Origin of the sequence: Streptomyces sp. SDr-06 (genome assembly GCF_003324565.1) — a bacterium.
Lineage (GTDB): Bacteria > Actinomycetota > Actinomycetes > Streptomycetales > Streptomycetaceae > Streptomyces.
Genome location: NZ_QOLA01000012.1, coordinates 202,134 through 219,479, shown reverse-complemented (window position 1 = coordinate 219,479; position 17,346 = coordinate 202,134). Strand labels below are relative to the sequence as shown.

Below are 17,346 nucleotides of genomic sequence, written 5' to 3'. Positions count from 1 at the left end.
GCGTCAGGCCACTACTTTCAAGTCCGCGGAACGAACCGCAGAACTGCTAACTGCTGGTGGAACCGAGGGAGTTGTGGCATGTCGCAGCGAGCGCTGCTGTTGGTGGTGGTCGTCCTGGCGTCCGTGGTGGTGGGGCTCGTGGCCGGCATCCTCGATTTCGTTGGCGCGGGAGAGGTCGTCACGGCCATCCAGAACGGTGGTGCCGCCTGCGGAGCCACTGTTCTCATCGGGCTGGCGGTCGTCTCCTGGCTGAGGTCGTCGTGACCCAGGAGGAATGGGCGAACGAAGAGGGGCGGCTGAAGTACCGGCGAGTGCTGCGGGCCGTCGAGAAGCTACGCAGCGTCGCCGATGCCGCGACGACGTACCGGCTTGCCTTTCAAGTGGTCTACCTTCACTGCTGGTCCCGCCATGGATCACTGGCGGAGGTGGACCGGTTGTGGGGGCCAGGTTCGGAGTCAGCGGGGGCCAGGCTCGGCGCAGTGTGGCCGCGTACGCCCGTTGCTCGCGCCCACAGTCTTGCTGCGTATCGCGACGAAGATGTGAGCCGTCCCTTCGAGCTCATCGACCCGGCCCTCCGTGAGCTGATCGCGGAGGTGCGGCAGCTGGATCCGGACCCGAGGCTCCTTGACGTGCTCCTCGACACGTACTCGACACGCTATGCGCGTGGCGATGACTACTTCACGTCAAACGACCTGGCGTACCTCTTCGCGGGGCTGGCCGCTCCCCGAGGAGGCGAGAGTGTTCGGGACCCGGTGTGCGGCAGCGGGCGACTGCTGCGCGCCGCCGCACAGCGGGCTCGGGCACAGGGGGGTGAAGTGCGCTTGTCCGGTGCGGATATCAACCGGACGGCGCGTTATGCCGCAGCCGTCAACCTCGCCCTGCACGGATTCCTTGCCGACCTCGGCAAGGAAGGAGCTGACACCCTGAGGGCCGGCACTTCACCGATACCGGCCGACGTGATCGTCGCCAACCCTCCTGTGAACCAGCGGGACTGGGGGCACGGTGAACTGAAGGACGACTGGCGGTGGACCCTGGGGGTGCCACGTCCGGGTAACGCGAACTTCGCCTGGGTCCAGCACATCCTTGCCGATCTCACGCCACAAGGACGGGCCGTCGTTCTGCTGTCTTCCGGCGCGGCGCACAGCAGCAACAGCACCGACGGACTGATCCGCCGTGGGCTGCTGGAGAACGGTCTGGTCGTGGGCGTCGTGGCCTTGCCGACGTGGCTCTTTCCGCACGCCAGCGCGAGCACGGCGCTGTGGCTGCTGGCCAAAGGGGAGCGGCCGCACTCCGATCAGGTCTTGTTCGCGGATGCAGGGAAACTGCCAGCGGCGAAGGAGGGGCAGCGGCGCCACTTCGCAAAGGACTCGGCCGAACGCCTGCTGCAGATCTTCGGTGAATGGCAGGGACTTCGACGCCGTGAGGGCGAGGGGGACCCTGAATCCGTCCCATGGTGCCGTGCGGCGAGGTACGAGGAAATCGCTGAGGCGGGCTTCGATCTGACTCCCGCACGCTACGTACGGAACGGGGGCACCGCGCAGTTGCATTCAAGTGACGGAGACCGGAACCGGAAGGCCGAGCTGTATGAGTGCATGGATCGTAGCGCCGCAGCCAGGAACCGAGTCCGTGATGCCCTGGAGAGCAGGCATGACTACAGAATCGGATGATGTCGCCACTCCGTGGCCCCTCGTTGAGTTGCGTGAGTTCCCTGGGGTCGAGTACGCCGCCTACGGAATTGCGCGACAGCAGAAGGCATCCGGCGGAATCCCTATGATCCGCGCCACAGAGATTGTCGAGGGAGGTGTGCACGTCCAGGAGTTCACATTTGTGCCTCCCGAGGTGGCCAAACGCCACCCACGCAGCACGCTGAGGTCTGGGGACCTCCTTGTCGTGCTCGTGGGGCGTGTGGGGGAGGCGGCAGTTGCAGGGGAGGAGCACGCAGGATGGAATGTCGCCAGGTCGCTCGCGGTCGTCCGCTGGACACCAGAGGGCCGCGCCCAACAATGGGATCTGTGGCTTCGATGGTGGCTGAAGACCTCGCAGAGCCAGAGCTATCTCACGCTGTCCTCGTCGAACGCCGAGCACATGACCTTGCCTCTGCAGGCACTCAACCGACTTCCGGTGCCAGTGCCTCCAGCGCCGGTGCGGGAGAGGCTGCTTTCGCTGATCTCGCTTGCTGAGCGCAAGAATGCGTTGAACACCCGGATTGTGTCTTGCGCGACGGAACTAGCGGATGCGCACTTCATGGAGGCGCTGCAGACGTGCGGGCAAGGTCCCGCTACCGAGCGTGCAGTGGGCGAAGTGTGTCAGGTTACGGCTGGTGCGGCACAGTCTCTGCCGAACAGCGAGCAGTCGGCTATGCCGTGGGTGTCTCCCCGCGAAGTACTGAACTGCAAGACAGTACATCTGGGTGCAGTGACTTCACGCACCGTGGCGCAAGCGGAGGTTGTATGCCCGTCCGGCAGCCTCTTGATCGCGCCCCGTCCCGGGGAGGTGCGGACCGTGCTCACTACTACCCCGGTAGTGCCAGGTCGGCGGACGCTCGCGATTTACACGGAGTCCGAGGTCGATCGGATGTGGTTGTTGCACTCGCTGCGTTACCGGAGGCGGGAGTTGACGGCCGTTACGCAGGGTGAGCAGGCCCGCGCGATGAGGCGCAAGGACTTTTCCCGTTACAAGATTCCCTGGCCGACCGATGCGGTGAGGCGGGACTTCGCCAGGCGTGCTGCTGCCCTGCACGACCTCGCCTACGCCTCCGCCAGGGAGCGACACGTGATGGAGGAGCTGGTGGTGCACGAGCTGGAGAAGGGGGGCCTGGCGCGTCTCGCTTCGGGCAGCTGAATGCCGAATGCAGGCTGACCTGCGGCAGCGCGGAAGCTTCTGACTATGCCCCGCCAAGCCGGGCGTATACGGGACCTGTGGAGGCTCGTGCCGGCCCCGAGGTCTGGACGTGCATTCTGGGCGGCGGCCAGGCGTCGGAGCTGGCGGCTGGCGTCCAGGGAGACCGCGAGTGAGCGCGAGCGCTGTGCTGCTCTGCGAGGTCCGGTGCGGTGGCGCGAGCCTGATGTGGCGCTCGTAGAAGTTCCGCAGACTTCAGGCATGTGCGGGCGCTTCCGGGTAGCGTTGGCGATCTTCGGTCTTCTTGTACTTTGTCGCGCATCCCGTGCTGGGATGGTGCTGGGATGCGCGAGCATTTCCGCAGGTCACAGCCTTGTGGTGGAGTTCCGCTTCAACGTGTGAGCGGATGAAATAACATCACGTCGCTCAGAAGGGGTCGGACTCGCGAGAGCCCGGCCCCTTCGTCGATCCCGTGCTGGATCGGTGCTGGATATTCTGACCTGACGTCAGGAGCGTTCAGGTGTCGTAGATGGTGGAGCGATGCCCGACGTGCACCACCCACACCACCAGCTCTCCATTGTCGATCGTGTAGATCACGCGATAGTCGCCCACCCGTAGGCGCCGGCGGTCGGGCTGGGAGACGAGGGCTGTGGTGTTGAACCCCAGTGGGTCGCTCTCCAGCTCGGTCAGCTTGGCCAGGATGCGGAGGGCTATGTCTCGCGGGACCTTGCGCAGCTCGGCCTGAGCCTCGGGTCGGAAGACGGTGCGATACTCACTCACTGCGCGCCAGCGTCTCCCTCATGATGTCCTCGATCGGGATGCCGGGTGCAGGGTTGGCCATGCGCTCGTCGATGATCCGGTTGATCTCGCGCTCTTCCCATTCCTGGTACTTGCGCAGCACCTCGATGGACACTACGGCGGCGACCTGCTTGCCGCGGCGAGTGATGACGGTGGGTACGTCGTCCCGATCGGCACGCTCCACGACCTCGGCGAGGTGTGCCCGGACATCACGGATGGACTCTATGGGCTGTGGCTGCGTCATGCGCTCAAGGGTACCGAGTGTCTCATGTGTACACAATGGCTGGTCGCTCGAGCACGCTGGATGAACCGCCGCCGTGCTGGATCTGTGCTGGATGCCATTTCGGAACGGGCGCACGGTGTGGAACAAACGCCCCCGCCCAGGGCTGGGCGTCCCGGCCAAGGCGTTGCGTTCCTCGTCCCGCGCTACGGTGCCGCCAAGCGGCAGGACACCCAGGACCGGCGTCCCCGGGCGGTTCCGGAAGGTGCGGAAGTCCACCTCCCGACTTCCGAAAGTGCCGCCCGTACTTCCAAGCGCTGCCCACCTGCTGTCGTCGCGGTGTTCTGCTGGGCATGATCCGTGTTGGATGCCGCCAAGGCTGGGATGGGCTGCTGTCGACGGGGAGTTGCGGCAGCGGGCGACGGAGGGGCGCGGAATGGAGACGCTGAGGCTTCTCGCCCATGTCCTCGTGGTGCTCGTCGGCATCCTGCTGGTCGCCCGGGTGGGCCGGGCTGTTGCCCGGGTGCTGGGGCAGCCCGAGGTCGTCGGGGAGATCGGGGTGGGCCTGCTGTCCGGGCCTGCCGTGATCGTGCTGTTCGGGCGGCCCGGCCTGGACGCCGTGCTGCCGGGGCCGGTGTTCGGCGTGGTCAAGCTGGTGTCCCAGGCCGGACTCGTCCTGTTCCTCGTCGGCCTCGCCCACCGGTTGGGGGCGGAATCCAGCGGGCCGTCGCGCCGCGGCACGCTGTGGGTGGCGGCCGGGGCCCTGGTGCCGCCGCTGGTGACCGGGCTGCTCCTGGCGGGGCTCGTGATCGTCACCGACGACCGCGCGGCGCGGGGCGGGGCCCCGCTCCCCGCCTTCGTCCTGATGGTGGCGGTGTCGATGTCCATCACCGCCGTGCCCGTCATGGCCCGGATCCTGGCGGGCCGGGGGATGACGCGGTCGGCTGCGGGGCGGACGGCGCTGGCCGCGGCCGTCGTGCTCGACGCGGTCGGCTGGCTCCTGCTCACCCTCGCCATCGGCCTCGGCAAGGGGAGCCCGGCGGGCTCGCTGCACTCGGCGCGGGCGCTCGCGTTCGGCGCGGGATGCGCCCTGGCCGTACGGTTCGCCCTGCGCACCCGGATCGCCCGTACCGCCTGCGTAGGGGCGCCGCGCACCGCGGCGGTGGCCCTCGGTGCGACGGCCCTCGCGGTCGCCCTCGCCATGGAGCGGCTCGGGATGACCGCGATCCTCGGCGCCGCGCTGGTGGGCTTCGCGATCCCGCGGGGCGAGAACGCACCTTGGGAGCGGCCCGTGACGTCGGTGGCCCGGCTGGGCAAGGCGCTGGCCCCGGCCTTCTTCGTGGTCACCGGGATCACCGTGCTCACCGGCTCGTTCGCCGACACCTCCTGGCCGCTGATCGTCGCCGCCGTCGTGCTCGGCTGCGCGGGCAAGGGCATCGGCGGCTATGCGGGGGCCCGACGCGGGGGGCTGCCCCCGGCGGCGGCGCGCAGGGTCGCTGTCCTGATGAACACCCGCGGGCTCACCGAACTCGTCGTCCTCCAGGCGGGGTTGAGCTCCGGAATCCTGACGGGCCCCCTCGTCCTCGCGCTGATCGTCATGGCGCTCACGACGACGGCCATGACGGGGCCCCTCCTCGGTCTCCTCGACCGGAAGGAGAGCCACCTCGCGATCGGGGCGCTCGCCGTTGCGACAGAAGCCGTGGCGACAGAAGGCGGTGCCCGAGGGCCGAACGCCCCGTAAAGACCCGCCCCGCCCCCACCCGCACGCCGAAGCGGCGCACCCGGTGCCGCGGGTGCGCCGCTTCGGCGGGGCGGGGCTTCGCGTCAGATGTCGTAGTCCTGGTCGAAGCGGTCCTGCGCCTCCTGCTGGGCGCGCTGGCTCTCGCTCTGGCCCTTGTCCTGGGCCTGGCGCGCCCGGTCCTGCGCCTCGTCCTTCTTCGAGCCCATCGCCTGCTTGGCGTTCTGCTTGAGCTCCTGCGCCTTGTCGTCGAACTGGTCCTTGATGCCCATCTGGTTCACTCCTACAGGGGTGTGAGGGGGCGGGGAGCCGGGGCCTTTCCCGCGGCTCCTCCGGGCCTCGACCAGCGTGGCACGGAGGGACATTCCGCGCATGTCCGACGATTACTGACCGTACCGGGCCTCAGAATCCCTTGACGTACGCGACCGTGAACGGCGTCTCGGGGGCGCCGGGGCCCATGGGGCCGCCCTTGTCGAACTGGGAGCGGACCACCAGCGCGCGGCCGCCGGTGTGGACCAGGGTGGTCGGCACCTGGAGGGAGGCGTCCGTGATCCGGCGCTCCAGGTGCGCGGAGGTGCCGTCCGCCGAGAGGTGCCAGCGGGTCAGGGTGTTGGTCTTGTTCTGCGCCGCCCACAGCGTGCCGTGGGCCAGTTCAAGGCCGTCCCCGTTCACCAAGTCGCCCTCGCTGAGCGCGACTTGGCTCACCTTTCCGTCGCCGAGGCCCACGCGGTAGAGGCCGCCGCCGGTCATGTCGACGGCGAGCAGGAAGCGTCCCGCCGGGTCGGCGACGATGCCGTTGAGCGTGAAGCTGCCGGCCGGATGGGCGGGGACGGCGCCGGACAGGTCGTAGGGCGCGCTCAGCACGCCCCGGCCGCCGTGTGCCTCGGTGGCGGCGAGCTCGGCCGGGGTGACCCGGTAGATCACGGGGCGGACGCTGTCGGTCAGGTAGGCGGTGCCGTCGGGTCCGATGGCCAGGTCGTTGAGGAAGCGGCTGCCGTCCGCGGGCAGGTCGAGGCGGGCCAGCAGGGTGCGGGTGCGCACGTCGTAGACGGTGACGCCGGCCGTCGAGTCGATCACCCACAGGCGCCCCGCCCGGTCCACCTTCAGGCCGTTGGCGGTGTGCCGCCCGTCGGTGCCCTCGGGCAGGAAGACCTCGGCGGCGCGATGTCCGGGGGTCGCCCTGTAGACGGCGCCGGTCGTGTACGAGCCGACGTAGACGTCGCCGGTGCGCGGGTCGGCGGCGATGCCCTCGGGGTAGGCGCGGGCGCCCGGGAGTTGGTACGCGGTGGAGATCGTGGGCCGGTGGGCCGGGGCCGCCTGGGCCGTGCCGGTGAGCGGCAGTACGGCGAGGACGGCCGCGGCGGCGGTCAGGGCGGCAGAGGCGCGACGGCGCTGGGTCGAACGGGACACGGGGTGCCTCTCGGTCGTGAAGCGAGTCGAATGATCGGATGGGTAGGAATCTAAGTTAGAGCCCTAATGATCGTCAATGGATTAATCCACGAGCGGGTGCTCATCGGAGGGCGGCCGGTAGCATGCGGAGATGACCTCCCTGCCCGCGGCCGAGCGGCTCGGCGCGCATCTCAAGCGGGCCGAGCAGGCCCTCAGCGCCACGAAGCACGCCGTCCTCAAGCCCGCCGGACTCACCGTCGCGCAGTACGCGGCGCTGCTTCACCTGGAGGAGAGCCCAGGGATCTCGGCCGCCGCGCTGGCCCGGCTCTGCGGGGTCACGCCGCCCACCATGAACACGGTCCTGAAGAACCTCCAGGAGCGCGGCCTCATCGAGCGCACCCCGCACGCCTGGCACCGCAACGTCCTGGAGACCCGGCTCACCCCGGCGGGCCGCACGGTGATGGAGGACGCGGACGCACGGGCCGTACGGGTCGAGCGGGCGCTGGCCGCCGAGTTCACCGACGCGGAACGCGCGTCGCTCATCGGACTGTTGGGGCGGTGCGTGGCGCTCCTGGAGAAGGAGCGTCCGAGCGCCTGACCGGCTCATACGCCAGCGGGGGCACGAGGTAGGGTCGAGGTCCGTGATCGAATTCCAGCTGCCCGACGCACCCCTTCGTATCGCCGCCGCACAGGCGCAGGCCGTCCCGGGGGAGGTCGAGGCCAACACGGCCACCGTCGCCCGGATGGTGCGCGGCGCCGGGGACGGCGGAGCCCGCGTCGTCGTGTTCCCCGAGAAGTTCCTCAGCGGCTACGAGCCCGAGCTGATCTGCGCCGATCCCGAACGCTGCGCCGTCGCCCCGGACGACCCCCGGCTCGCACCGGTGGCCGAGGCCTGCGCGGCGAGCGGGGTCACCGCCGTGGTCGGCGCCGCCGTCCGCGACGAGGCGGAGCTGTACGTGTCGGCCCTGATCGTCGATGGAACGGGCGTCGTCGGACGCTACGACAAGCAGACCCTGTTCCAGCACGAGCGGCCGATCTACCGGCAGGGCTGTGCCGGGGCCACCCTCGAAGTGGACGGCTGGCGGCTGGGGTTGGGGGTCTGCTACGACTCCGGCTTCCCCGAGCACGCCCGCGCGGCGGCGCTCGACGGCTGCCACGCGTACGTCGTGGGCGCCCTGTTCGGCGAGGGCAACGGCCATCACGAGTCCCGCATCTGGTTCCCGGCGCGGGCCTTCGACAACACCGTGTACGCGGTGCTCGCCAACCACGTCGGGACGACCGGGGGATGGCGTGCCTGCGGAGGCAGCGCGGTGTGGGGGCCGGACGGCCGCGTCGTCGCCGAGGGCAGCCCCACCGAGGAGGAACTCGTCTTCGCCGACCTGCTCCCGGACCGGCTGCACGCGGCCCGCGAGGCGGAGCCGATGCTGCGCGACCTGCACGACACGGGGGCGGCGGCGCGCACCGCCCTGCGGACGGCGCCGACGGGGTAGACGGGCGCCGCGCCGCCGGGGAAACCCCCTGTCCGGCGCGGCCCGCATGCGCCAGAGTGGGGGCGACCCCGATCACGAGGAGCCGCGTCATGTCGTATCCGGAGCCCAGGTACTTCGGCGAGAAGGGGGAGGTCAACGCGGTGTTCCGGCCGGCGGACACCCCCGCCGAGCTGTCCGCGCCGAACGGGAGCCGTACGCACTACCTGGCCACCACCGAGTCGACGCAGGGCGAGTTCGGGCTCTACCGGCTCGACCTGGCGGCCCGGGCCGGCGGCCCCAGCACCCACTTCCACCGCACGATCTCGGAGACCTTCTTCATCCTCGACGGCACGGTCCGCCTGTACGACGGCGAGCAGTGGATCGAGGCCGAGAAGGGCGACTTCCTGTACGTCCCGACCGGCGGCCTGCACGGCTTCCGCAACGACTCCGACGCGGCCGCCTCGATGCTGCTGCTCTTCGCGCCGGGCGCCCCGCGCGAGGAGTACTTCGAAAAGGTGGGCCAGGTCGGGCAGTTGAGCCCGCAGGAGCGCACCGAGTTCTTCCTGAAGCACGACACGTACTGGACGGACTAGCCGGGCCGCCCGCTCAGTACGCGTCGTAGACGTACGGAGCGGGCTCGGCCACCCACCCCGCGCTGAGCACCAGACGCGAGGTCCGGTGCACGGCGAGGAAGCCGAAGGGCCGGTCGAAGACCGCCTCGATCCGGCGCACGAGGTGGGGCGGGGGAGCCGGTATGCCGCCCGCGTACATCTCGACGGCGGTCACGGAGGCGGCGCGGAAGCCGAGTGCGGTGAAGCTCGCCCGGGCCGCCTGGCGGGCCGAACCGACGGCGAGTGGATCCGGGCTGATGCCGTCGAAGTGCCCGGCGGTGACGTTCGCCGCGGCCGCCAGGCCGAACAGCCGCGCCGAGGCCAGCAGGTCGTGCTCGGCGCGGAGCTCGAACGGTACGGTCGTCACGTCGAGTTGGGGCTCGCGGCTGCTGCTCCGCACGTTCTCCACGGTCAGGCCGGGGCCCACCGCGCCGTACATCAGGCGGTCTCCGGGCACGACCGGGCAGCGCCCCGCGAGGACGTCGACACCGCCGGACAAGACCTGACCGGCCGTCAACTCAGCTGTGCCGAGCAGGAGATGGACGTCCACCCCGGTGTCGCCGAGGACCTTGAGCACGGTCAGCGGGCCGTGGGCGGTCTCGGCGACCGCGACCCGGTCGAGCAGCGCGGTGCGGCGGGACAGGGAGGCCAGCTCACGACCCGCCCAGGGCCCGGACTCCGGTTGCACGACGCCCTCCTGGAAGGGCTTGAGCCACTGCGTCCCTACCGCCTGGGCGGCCGCGAGGACCAGCTCGGTGTCCTCGCCCAGCGCCACCGGCATGGCCTCGATCAGCCCGTCCGTGTGCCGCGCCGCCCAGGCGTCCAGGGCCGCGCGGTCGCGTACGGGGTCACCCGTGAGCACCTCGTGCGTGCCCGGGGGCAGCTCGGCCGACCACTCGGGGCGCAGCGAAAGGGACCGCCTGGTCCACAGCCCGGTCGCGGCGTGCACCCCGCGGACCGCGCCGACGTGGGCCAGGAACTCGCGGGCTTCGCCGGCCGCCTCCGCCGGGTCCAGGCCCACCGCGTCGGCCAGTTCGGCCCGCGCCGGGCCGTGCGAACCGGCCGCGAGGAGGGCGAGCAGCGGCCAGACACCGGCGGCCGAGAAGACCGTGTCGGTGGTGCCCGCGTGGGTGCCTGCCCACCGTGCCGTCAGCGCGTTGGCCGCTTGAATCGCGGCAGCCCCGGATGCCATCCCGCCCCTCATTCCCCCGTGGTCGCCCGCGTACGATGCGCATTCGCGCAACCGTTCGCACAGCCCGAGGAGCACCGTACCCGTGGAGATACCGCCGCCGCCCGCGCCCGGGCAGCCCCAGCAGCCGCAACCGGGGCAGGGGTACGGCTGGTCGGCGCCCCACCAGGCGCCGGGGGGACACCCCGGTCCCTACCCGGGGCAGCCGGTGAACGGCGGGCCCTGGTACCCGTATCCGCCGGCGCCGCAGCGGCCGCCCGTGAGCGGCCTGGCCGTCGGCTCCCTCGTCGCCGGCATCGTGTGCTGCGTCCCCCCGCTCGGTCTGCTCCTGGGCGCGCTCGCGCTCGGGCAGATCAAGAAGAAGGGGCAGCGCGGCAAGGGCATGGCCGTCACCGGAGTCGTGCTCTCGACGATCAGCACCCTGCTGCTGATCGTGTCGATCGCGACCGGCGGCCTGGCCGACGGCTGGCAGAGCTTCAAGGACGGCTGGAACAGCTCCACTTCGACGCGCAACACCCTCGACCTGCGCAAGGGCGACTGCTTCGACGTGCCGGGCGGCAAGCTGGAGCGCGAGGTCGCCTCCGTGCGGATCGTGCCGTGCGCCGGCCGCCACGACGGCGAGGTGTCCGGGTCCTTCCGGCTGAAGGAGAACGGCGCCTACCCGGGCGCGGCCGCCATCTCCAGCGAGGCCGAGACGCGGTGCTGGGACGTGGAGCAGGCGTACGCCATGGACAGCTGGAAGATCCCGGCCAAGGCGGAGCCCTACTACTACACGCCGAGCCGGAAGAGCTGGTCGCTCGGCGACCACAGCGTCACCTGCGCGTTCGCCTCGGCGGCCGGCAAGCTGGAGGGCTCGGTGCGCAACGACGCCGCCACGCTCGACGCCGACCAGATCGCGTTCCTGAAGGCCGCCAACGACGTGGAGCGCACCCTGGCCAAGGCGCCCGACGAGGACCGGGTCGAGGACGACCTGCCCGGGTTCCGCAAGTGGGCCGGGGAGATGACCGGCGTACTGGGCCTGGGCGCACAGGACTTGGGCGCGCACACCTGGGCGCCCGGAAAGCTCGCGTCGGTGCAGCCGTACCTCAACGACCTCAAGGCCGCGCAGATGGAGTGGGTACAGGCGTCGGGTGCCACCGACGCCGACGCCTTCTACCTGCACTCCGGGGCCGCCGACAAGGCGATGAAGCAGGCCGACGAGATCGCCGCCCGCCGCGCGCTCGGCCTCGCGACGACCCCGCCGTCCACCGAGGGACACTCCGGCGGCAGCGGGGGCGGAACCGGCGGGGGCAGCGGGAGCGGTTCCGGAAGCGGTGGTTCCAAAAGCGTCTGAGAAGGTCTCGGGAAGGGCAGAACGTACCCGCTGTACCGCGGGTACGCCCTGGGTGAAGGCGTGTCATCACTTCGAGTGAATGTCTGGCCTTTGCTTGCGGTCGCCAACCCACGGTTGCCACGCTGTTGCAGTCTGTCAACCTGATGGGAGTGGCCCGTGACATTCGGTGAGCAGCCCGCCTATCTGCGCGTAGCCGGCGATCTGAGGCAGAAGATCGTGGACGGTTCGCTGCCGCCGCACACCCGGCTCCCCTCCCAGGCCAGGATCCGCGAGGAGTACGGGGTTTCGGACACCGTGGCCCTGGAGGCCCGCAAGGTGCTGATGGCCGAGGGCCTGGTCGAGGGCCGCTCCGGCTCGGGCACCTATGTGCGCGAGCGCCCGGTGCCGCGCCGGGTCGCCCGCTCCGGCTACCGGCCCACGACGGGCGCGAGCCCCTTCCGTCAGGAGCAGGCCGAGGAGGCGGCGCGCGGCACCTGGGAGTCCCGCAGCGAACAGGAGGAGGCGACCGCCGAGATCGCCAAGCGGCTCGGCATCCGCGTCGGCGACCGTGTCATGCGCACGCGGTACGTGTTCCGCGACGCGGGCGAGCAGATGATGCTGTCCACCTCGTGGGAGCCGCTGTCCGTCACCGGCCGCACCCCGGTGATGCTGCCCGAGGAGGGGCCGCTCGGCGGCTGCGGGGTGGTCGAGCGGATGGCCGCGATCGACGTCGTGGTGGACAACGTCGTCGAGGAGGTCGGCGCGCGGCCCGGGCTCGCGGAGGAACTGCTCGCCCTCGGCGGGGTTCCCGGCCATGTCGTGCTGGTCATCGAGCGGACGTACTACGCCTCGGGGCTCGCCGTGGAGACGGCCGACGTGGTCGTCCCGGCCGACCGCTACCGGATCGCCTACCACCTGCCCGTGAAATAGCGGGCCCGGCCGGGCGAACGGCGGATGAAGGGGGCGCACCTCAGGGGTGCGCCCCCTTTCGCATGTGCCGCCGTTGACCGAATTCGTATCTCTTTGTGTAAACACGTATCCGCTGAGTAAAGGTCAGGCGTAGGCTCGGGCATATGCGGATTGCGGTTTCCTGGGGATGCTTACTGACCTGCACGCCGATGCCGGGAGAGATGCGATGAACGACAGTGGGGCCGTGCTCGCCTGGCAGGTGATACGTCAGGACGACAACGGCAACCAGTACCGCGTCGGCAAGTACGCCACGCGTGCGGAGGCCGAGCAGATCGCGGACCGGCTCGACGCCCGCGGGCACAAGCAGCTCTACTGGATCGAGCGGATCGGCGCCTCCGCCCAGCCGTAGCCCCCACGGGGAGGATGCGGGCCGGCTCGGGGGAGCGCGTTACGCTCCGGCGCATGAACGAGACCGTGGTGGTGGCCGGGGCCGTGTACGACCAGGGGCGCCTGCTCGCCGCCCGCCGCAGCGCCCCGCCCGAGCTGGCCGGCCGCTGGGAGCTGCCCGGCGGCAAGGTGGAGGAGGGCGAGAGCCCGCAGCAGGCCCTCGTACGCGAACTGCGCGAGGAACTCGGCATCGAGACCGAGCCGCTGGAACGGATCGCGGGGGAGTGGCCGCTCAGGCCCGGACTCGTCCTGCACGCATGGACCGCGCGCCTGCTCGACGGCGAGGCCCGCCCCCTCCAGGACCACGACGAACTGCGCTGGCTCGCGCCCGACGAGGCCGACGCCGTCGACTGGCTGCCCCAGGACCGCCCCGCCGTCGCGGAGGCCATGCGCATCCTCGGGACACTGCGCCACTAGAGGTGTTCCACGGGCCGAGCGCCGCGGCTGGTGCCGCCATCCGCCCCACTTGGGGATAGGGCGTACCAAATATCGGGTATGTGCCTATTAATCGTTTACAAACCCCCCGGACCATCGGATGCGGGTGATCGGCGTGATCGACACCTCGGGCGAGTGCGCCGAGTGGACCTTCCCTGCTGAACCGGGGGCCGTACGGACCGCCAGGCACGCCGTCCGGGACGCCCTGCGCGGCTGGGCCCTCGACGCGGCGGCCGTGGACGTGGCGGTCCTCCTGGTCAGCGAGCTGGTGACCAACGCGCTGCGCTACGCGTCGGGGCCCATCGGGGTCCGGCTCGACCGGCTCGACGGCACGACCCTGCTGGTGGAAGTCTCCGATCCGCTTCCGGATCCGCCGGTCGAACGCACGGCCGGAATCGACGACGAGGGAGGCCGGGGCATCCAGCTCGTGGCCTGTTCCGCCCGCCGCTGGGGAACCCGTCGCGGCAGAACAGGTAAGACCGTGTGGTTCGAGCTGGCTCTGCATGGTTAGAAGGAGGGAGGGACGGACGATCACGGGACCGGGTTCGCGACCCGGCCGGGAACGGCTGGAAAAGAACGAGACCGGGATGTGATCGTGAACGCCGTGTCGGCTGGGGCCGTAGTGCTGAATACTGCGGTCAAGGCCGGTCCGGTGCGGTGAGCTGGAGGGGACGGTCGCGTGAGCGAGATACCTGAGACGGCTGGCGATGTCGTGTGGCAGAGCAGCCCGCCTGGCTCGATCTATGACTACATCCGCGTCGCCTCGTTCTCGATCGGGCCGGACGGATTGATCGAGCAGTGGAGCCTGCGGGCCGAGGAGCAGTTCGGCCTGGCCGCGTCCGCCGTGATCGGCCGCGATCCCGTCGAGGCGTTCATGCCCCCCGAACTGCGTCCGCGCGGGCACCGCCGGGTCGCCGAGATCCTGGACGGCAAGGAGTGGACGGGCGTGGTCCCGTTCCGCATGCCGACCCCCGAGGGTGACGAACGGGCCCGGGGTCTCGCCGAGCTCTATGTCATGCCGAGCCGGACGGCCGCCGACGAACGCGCGGCCCTCTGTATCGTCGTCGACGTACGCGCTCTGCGCGGCATCGAGACCGACCTGGCCGCCTCGCAGGCAATTTTTGGTCAATCTCCCTATGGCTTCCTGCTGTTCGGCACGGACCTCACCGTGCTGCGCGCCAACCGGCGCTTCGCGACCGTGTTCGGCGGCGCTCCCGAGGAGCACCGCGGTCACACCGTCCACGACTACCTCTCGCGCCCCGAGGCCGACCGGATGTCCGCCGCCCTGCAACGCGTCCTGGACACCGGGGAGTCCGTCACCGACCTGCAGATAGTGGGCTCGGCCCCCGGCGGCAGCGACCGCCGGCACTGGTCCATCAACCTCTACCGGGTGCACAGCGGCACCGGGCGCCCGATCGGCGTCGCGGGCCTCGGGATCGACGTGACCCGCCGTCACAACGCGGCCCGCGAGGCCGCCGACGCCCGCCGCAACCTCGCCCTCCTGAACGAGGCGGGCGCCCGCATGGGCAACACCCTCGACCTGGAGACCACCGCCCGCGAACTCCTCGACATCACCGTCCCGGGCTTCTGCGACCTCGCCTCCGTCGACCTCTACCAGACCCTGCTCTCCGGCGACGAGCCCGCCTCCGGGCCCGCCGACGGGCGCGGCGAACTTCGCCGGGTCGCCTTCGCGAGCGCCGTGTCGGACGGTCCGCTGGTCGGCGGCGAACGGGAGGTGGGCGTGGGCGACGTCCACCGCTACCGGTTCCACTCCCCGTACGCGAGCGCCCTGCGCACCGCCCGGGTGCACACCGTGAAGGGCGGCGAGGGCGGGCTCGTGCACACCATCCTCGCCGTGCCGATGGTCGCCCACGACACCGTCGTCGGCCTCGTGCAGTTCGCCCGCGCCAAGGGCAGCGAGCCGTTCGGGGAACGCGACCGCGCGCTCGCCACCGAGCTCGCCTCGCGCGCGGCCGTCTGCATCGACAACGCCCGTCTCTATCGCAGGGAGCACGAGCGCGCGCTGATCCTCCAGCGCTCCCTGCTGCCGCCCGGCGACCCCGAGGCCGCCGGGCTCGACATCGCCTGCCGCTACCTGCCCGGCAACGCCGAGTCCGAGGTCGGCGGGGACTGGTTCGACGTCATCGAACTGCCTGGCCACCGCACCGCGCTCGTCATCGGCGACGTCATGGGCCGCGGACTGCGGGCCGCCGTCGCCATGGGCGAACTGCGCACCGCGGTACGGACGTTGGCGCTGCTCGACCTCGAACCGGCCGAAGTGCTCTCGCACCTCGACGAGATCGCCCGCGGCCTCGGCACCCCCGGCGGCAGCCAGCAGGCCTCCCGGGTCGCCCACAAGTCCCGCGACGCCGACCTCTCCGAGGTCTACCTCGCGACCTGTGTGTACGCGGTCTACGACCCGGTCACCCGGCGCTGTACGTTCGCCAACGCCGGGCACCTGCCGCCCGTCCTGGTCGAACCCGGCGACGATCCGGGCGAGCCCGCGATGCTCCTGGACGTGCCGCCCGGGCTGCCGCTCGGCGTCGGCGGCGAGCCCTTCGAGGAGGTCGAGGTCGATCTGCCCGAGGGCGCGCTGCTCGCCCTCTACACCGACGGGCTCGTCGAATCGCGCGACCATCCGCTCGACGAGGGGCTCAACGCCTTCCGCAAGACCCTCACCGACCCGGACCGGCCCCTGGAGGACGTCTGCGACCAGGTGCTCGGCTCCCTCGACACCCGGCACGGCGAGGACGACATCGCCCTGCTGCTCGCCCGCATCCAGGGTCTGCCCTGCGACGCGGTCGGCGACTGGCGGCTGCCGCGCGAGCCCCGCTCGGTGGGGCGGGCCCGTGAACTCGCCCGCACCCAACTGCTCGCCTGGGACCTGGACGACCTCGTCGACACCACCGAGCTGCTGGTCAGCGAGCTGGTCACCAACGCGCTTCGCTACGGCGACGGGGAGATCCGGCTCCGGCTCCTGCGCGACCGCACGCTGGTCTGCGAGGTGTGGGACGCGGGCCTGGTCCAGCCCCGGCGCCGCCGGGCCCGCGACACGGACGAGGGTGGCCGCGGCCTGCAACTGGTCGGTCTGCTGAGCGCGGCGTGGGGCGCGCGGCGTACGCCGCGCGGCAAGACGGTGTGGTTCGAACTCGCCCTCCCGGACGGGGGGTCGGCTCCGGCGGAGCTGACGGAGGAGCAGATTCTGAGCATGTTCTGAGCCCTGGGGGTGGTTCTCCGGCTGCGGGCCGGTGGGGGCCGTTCGCGCAGTTCCTCGCGCCCCTGGGGTGGTTGGGGTTGGGCTTGCTGTGATGAGCCCCGGGGGCGGGTGCTTCGGCTGCGGGCCGGTGGGGGCCGTTCGCGCAGTTCCCCGCGCCCCTGGCGGGGTTGCGGTCGGGGTCGCCTCGGGAGGTTGCCGGTGCCTACGTGTCTCCGTCCGGTCCCGGGGGGCGGTGGCTGTGGGCCGGGGTGGTGCGGGTGTGGGTTCGGCGCTTTCTCTTCAGGTACGTGTACGCCGCTGACGCGACCGCCACCACGATCACGGCCACGGGCAGGACCAGATCCCCTGCCCAACCCCCGGAATCATGCGTGCTGTTGGCGGAAGCGGCCGTGGCGCCGAGCAGCACCCAGCCCAGCGCAGCGAGCCCGACCAGAGCGGCTCGCTGCCTCGCTCTTGCGACGGGCGGCATCACGCTTGCCAGCGTATGGCTGGAACAGGCCCCCCGCGACCGGAAACCACCCACCTCCCCAACCCGCCGTAGGGGCGCGGGGCTGTGACATCGTGCGGCTCCGCCGCGCGGGGAAGGCCCACCCCCAGCCCTGCCAGGGGCGCGGGGCTGTGACATCGTGCGGCTCCGCCGCGTGGGCGCAAGCAACCCAGCACGGTCCGCATGGCCCGCGCGGACCCGAGTGCCCAAGGTGGGGCCAGTCCGCCCACCCCCGCGCCCCCCGCGGAGCCGGGTCGCTAATCTGGGGGCAGCGCACCGGAGGGGGA

General features: G+C 71.1%; 18 protein-coding genes. 13 read left to right on the top strand and 5 right to left on the bottom strand.

Annotated elements, in window-relative coordinates:
• Positions 1-78: 78 nt before the first annotated feature.
• From DT019_RS24060 to DT019_RS40370, 3 genes are read left to right on the top strand one after another with little or no spacing between them, the layout of a single operon-like run.
• Positions 79-264: a hypothetical protein gene (locus DT019_RS24060; RefSeq protein WP_114038962.1), complete on the top strand. Its 186-nt coding sequence runs from the start codon at positions 79-81 to the stop codon at positions 262-264.
• Positions 261-1,667, top strand: a complete 1,407-nt coding sequence (locus DT019_RS24055) for an N-6 DNA methylase (protein WP_223279730.1) — start codon at positions 261-263, stop codon at positions 1,665-1,667. The genes DT019_RS24060 and DT019_RS24055 overlap by 4 nt, the downstream gene beginning before the upstream one ends.
• A complete protein-coding gene (locus tag DT019_RS40370; protein WP_223279729.1) occupies positions 1,648-2,841 on the top strand; it encodes a hypothetical protein in 1,194 nt (397 codons plus the stop codon). Before DT019_RS24055 ends, DT019_RS40370 begins: the two co-directional genes overlap by 20 nt.
• A 513-nt stretch (positions 2,842-3,354) precedes the next feature.
• On the opposite strand, the gene DT019_RS24045 is transcribed toward DT019_RS40370, so the two are convergent.
• On the bottom strand, positions 3,355-3,618 hold the full coding sequence (locus DT019_RS24045) for a type II toxin-antitoxin system RelE family toxin (RefSeq protein ID WP_114038961.1): 264 nt from the start codon (positions 3,616-3,618) through the stop codon (positions 3,355-3,357).
• Positions 3,611-3,880 (bottom strand): type II toxin-antitoxin system Phd/YefM family antitoxin, encoded by a 270-nt coding sequence (locus DT019_RS24040; protein ID WP_114038960.1) that lies wholly within the window; start codon positions 3,878-3,880, stop codon positions 3,611-3,613. Before DT019_RS24040 ends, DT019_RS24045 begins: the two co-directional genes overlap by 8 nt.
• A gap of 412 nt (positions 3,881-4,292) precedes the next feature.
• On the opposite strand from DT019_RS24040, the gene DT019_RS24035 reads away from it, so the two are divergent.
• The gene (locus DT019_RS24035; protein WP_114038959.1) at positions 4,293-5,597 is read left to right on the top strand and encodes a cation:proton antiporter; all 1,305 of its coding nucleotides are present in this window, start codon (positions 4,293-4,295) and stop codon (positions 5,595-5,597) included.
• A gap of 83 nt (positions 5,598-5,680) precedes the next feature.
• On the opposite strand, the gene DT019_RS24030 is transcribed toward DT019_RS24035, so the two are convergent.
• Together DT019_RS24030 and DT019_RS24025 are read right to left on the bottom strand one after the other, a co-directional pair.
• The gene (locus DT019_RS24030; RefSeq protein ID WP_114038958.1) at positions 5,681-5,866 is read right to left on the bottom strand and encodes a hypothetical protein; all 186 of its coding nucleotides are present in this window, start codon (positions 5,864-5,866) and stop codon (positions 5,681-5,683) included.
• 130 nt (positions 5,867-5,996) lie between these two features.
• Positions 5,997-7,004, bottom strand: a complete 1,008-nt coding sequence (locus DT019_RS24025; RefSeq protein WP_189389875.1) for an SMP-30/gluconolactonase/LRE family protein — start codon at positions 7,002-7,004, stop codon at positions 5,997-5,999.
• 130 nt (positions 7,005-7,134) lie between these two features.
• Between DT019_RS24025 and DT019_RS24020 the strand changes: the two genes are divergently transcribed.
• The 3 genes from DT019_RS24020 to DT019_RS24010 all read left to right on the top strand — a co-directional run bounded on the left by DT019_RS24020 (position 7,135) and on the right by DT019_RS24010 (position 9,045).
• Positions 7,135-7,581, top strand: a complete 447-nt coding sequence (locus tag DT019_RS24020) for a MarR family winged helix-turn-helix transcriptional regulator (protein ID WP_189389873.1) — start codon at positions 7,135-7,137, stop codon at positions 7,579-7,581.
• 43 nt (positions 7,582-7,624) lie between these two features.
• Positions 7,625-8,473: a carbon-nitrogen hydrolase family protein gene (locus DT019_RS24015; RefSeq protein WP_114038957.1), complete on the top strand. Its 849-nt coding sequence runs from the start codon at positions 7,625-7,627 to the stop codon at positions 8,471-8,473.
• 89 nt (positions 8,474-8,562) lie between these two features.
• Positions 8,563-9,045 (top strand): cupin domain-containing protein, encoded by a 483-nt coding sequence (locus DT019_RS24010; protein WP_114038956.1) that lies wholly within the window; start codon positions 8,563-8,565, stop codon positions 9,043-9,045.
• A 13-nt stretch (positions 9,046-9,058) separates the two neighbouring features.
• On the opposite strand, the gene DT019_RS24005 is transcribed toward DT019_RS24010, so the two are convergent.
• Positions 9,059-10,255: a serpin family protein gene (locus DT019_RS24005; RefSeq protein ID WP_114038955.1), complete on the bottom strand. Its 1,197-nt coding sequence runs from the start codon at positions 10,253-10,255 to the stop codon at positions 9,059-9,061.
• 82 nt (positions 10,256-10,337) lie between these two features.
• Between DT019_RS24005 and DT019_RS24000 the strand changes: the two genes are divergently transcribed.
• The 6 genes from DT019_RS24000 (at position 10,338) to DT019_RS23975 (ending at position 16,572) form a co-directional block, all read left to right on the top strand.
• Positions 10,338-11,585 carry a DUF4190 domain-containing protein gene (locus DT019_RS24000; RefSeq protein WP_114038954.1) on the top strand — a complete coding sequence of 416 codons (1,248 nt, stop codon included), beginning with the start codon at positions 10,338-10,340 and terminating at the stop codon, positions 11,583-11,585.
• Positions 11,586-11,741: 156 nt separating this feature from the next.
• Positions 11,742-12,494 carry a GntR family transcriptional regulator gene (locus DT019_RS23995; protein WP_114038953.1) on the top strand — a complete coding sequence of 251 codons (753 nt, stop codon included), beginning with the start codon at positions 11,742-11,744 and terminating at the stop codon, positions 12,492-12,494.
• Between the two features lie 205 nt (positions 12,495-12,699).
• Positions 12,700-12,882: an SPOR domain-containing protein gene (locus DT019_RS23990; protein WP_114038952.1), complete on the top strand. Its 183-nt coding sequence runs from the start codon at positions 12,700-12,702 to the stop codon at positions 12,880-12,882.
• Between the two features lie 53 nt (positions 12,883-12,935).
• Positions 12,936-13,337: a (deoxy)nucleoside triphosphate pyrophosphohydrolase gene (locus tag DT019_RS23985; protein WP_114038951.1), complete on the top strand. Its 402-nt coding sequence runs from the start codon at positions 12,936-12,938 to the stop codon at positions 13,335-13,337.
• A gap of 124 nt (positions 13,338-13,461) precedes the next feature.
• Positions 13,462-13,866, top strand: a complete 405-nt coding sequence (locus tag DT019_RS23980) for an ATP-binding protein (protein ID WP_114038995.1) — start codon at positions 13,462-13,464, stop codon at positions 13,864-13,866.
• Positions 13,867-14,034: 168 nt separating this feature from the next.
• Positions 14,035-16,572, top strand: coding sequence for a SpoIIE family protein phosphatase (locus DT019_RS23975; RefSeq protein WP_114038950.1), 2,538 nt, complete (start codon positions 14,035-14,037; stop codon positions 16,570-16,572).
• Positions 16,573-17,346 lie beyond the last annotated feature (774 nt).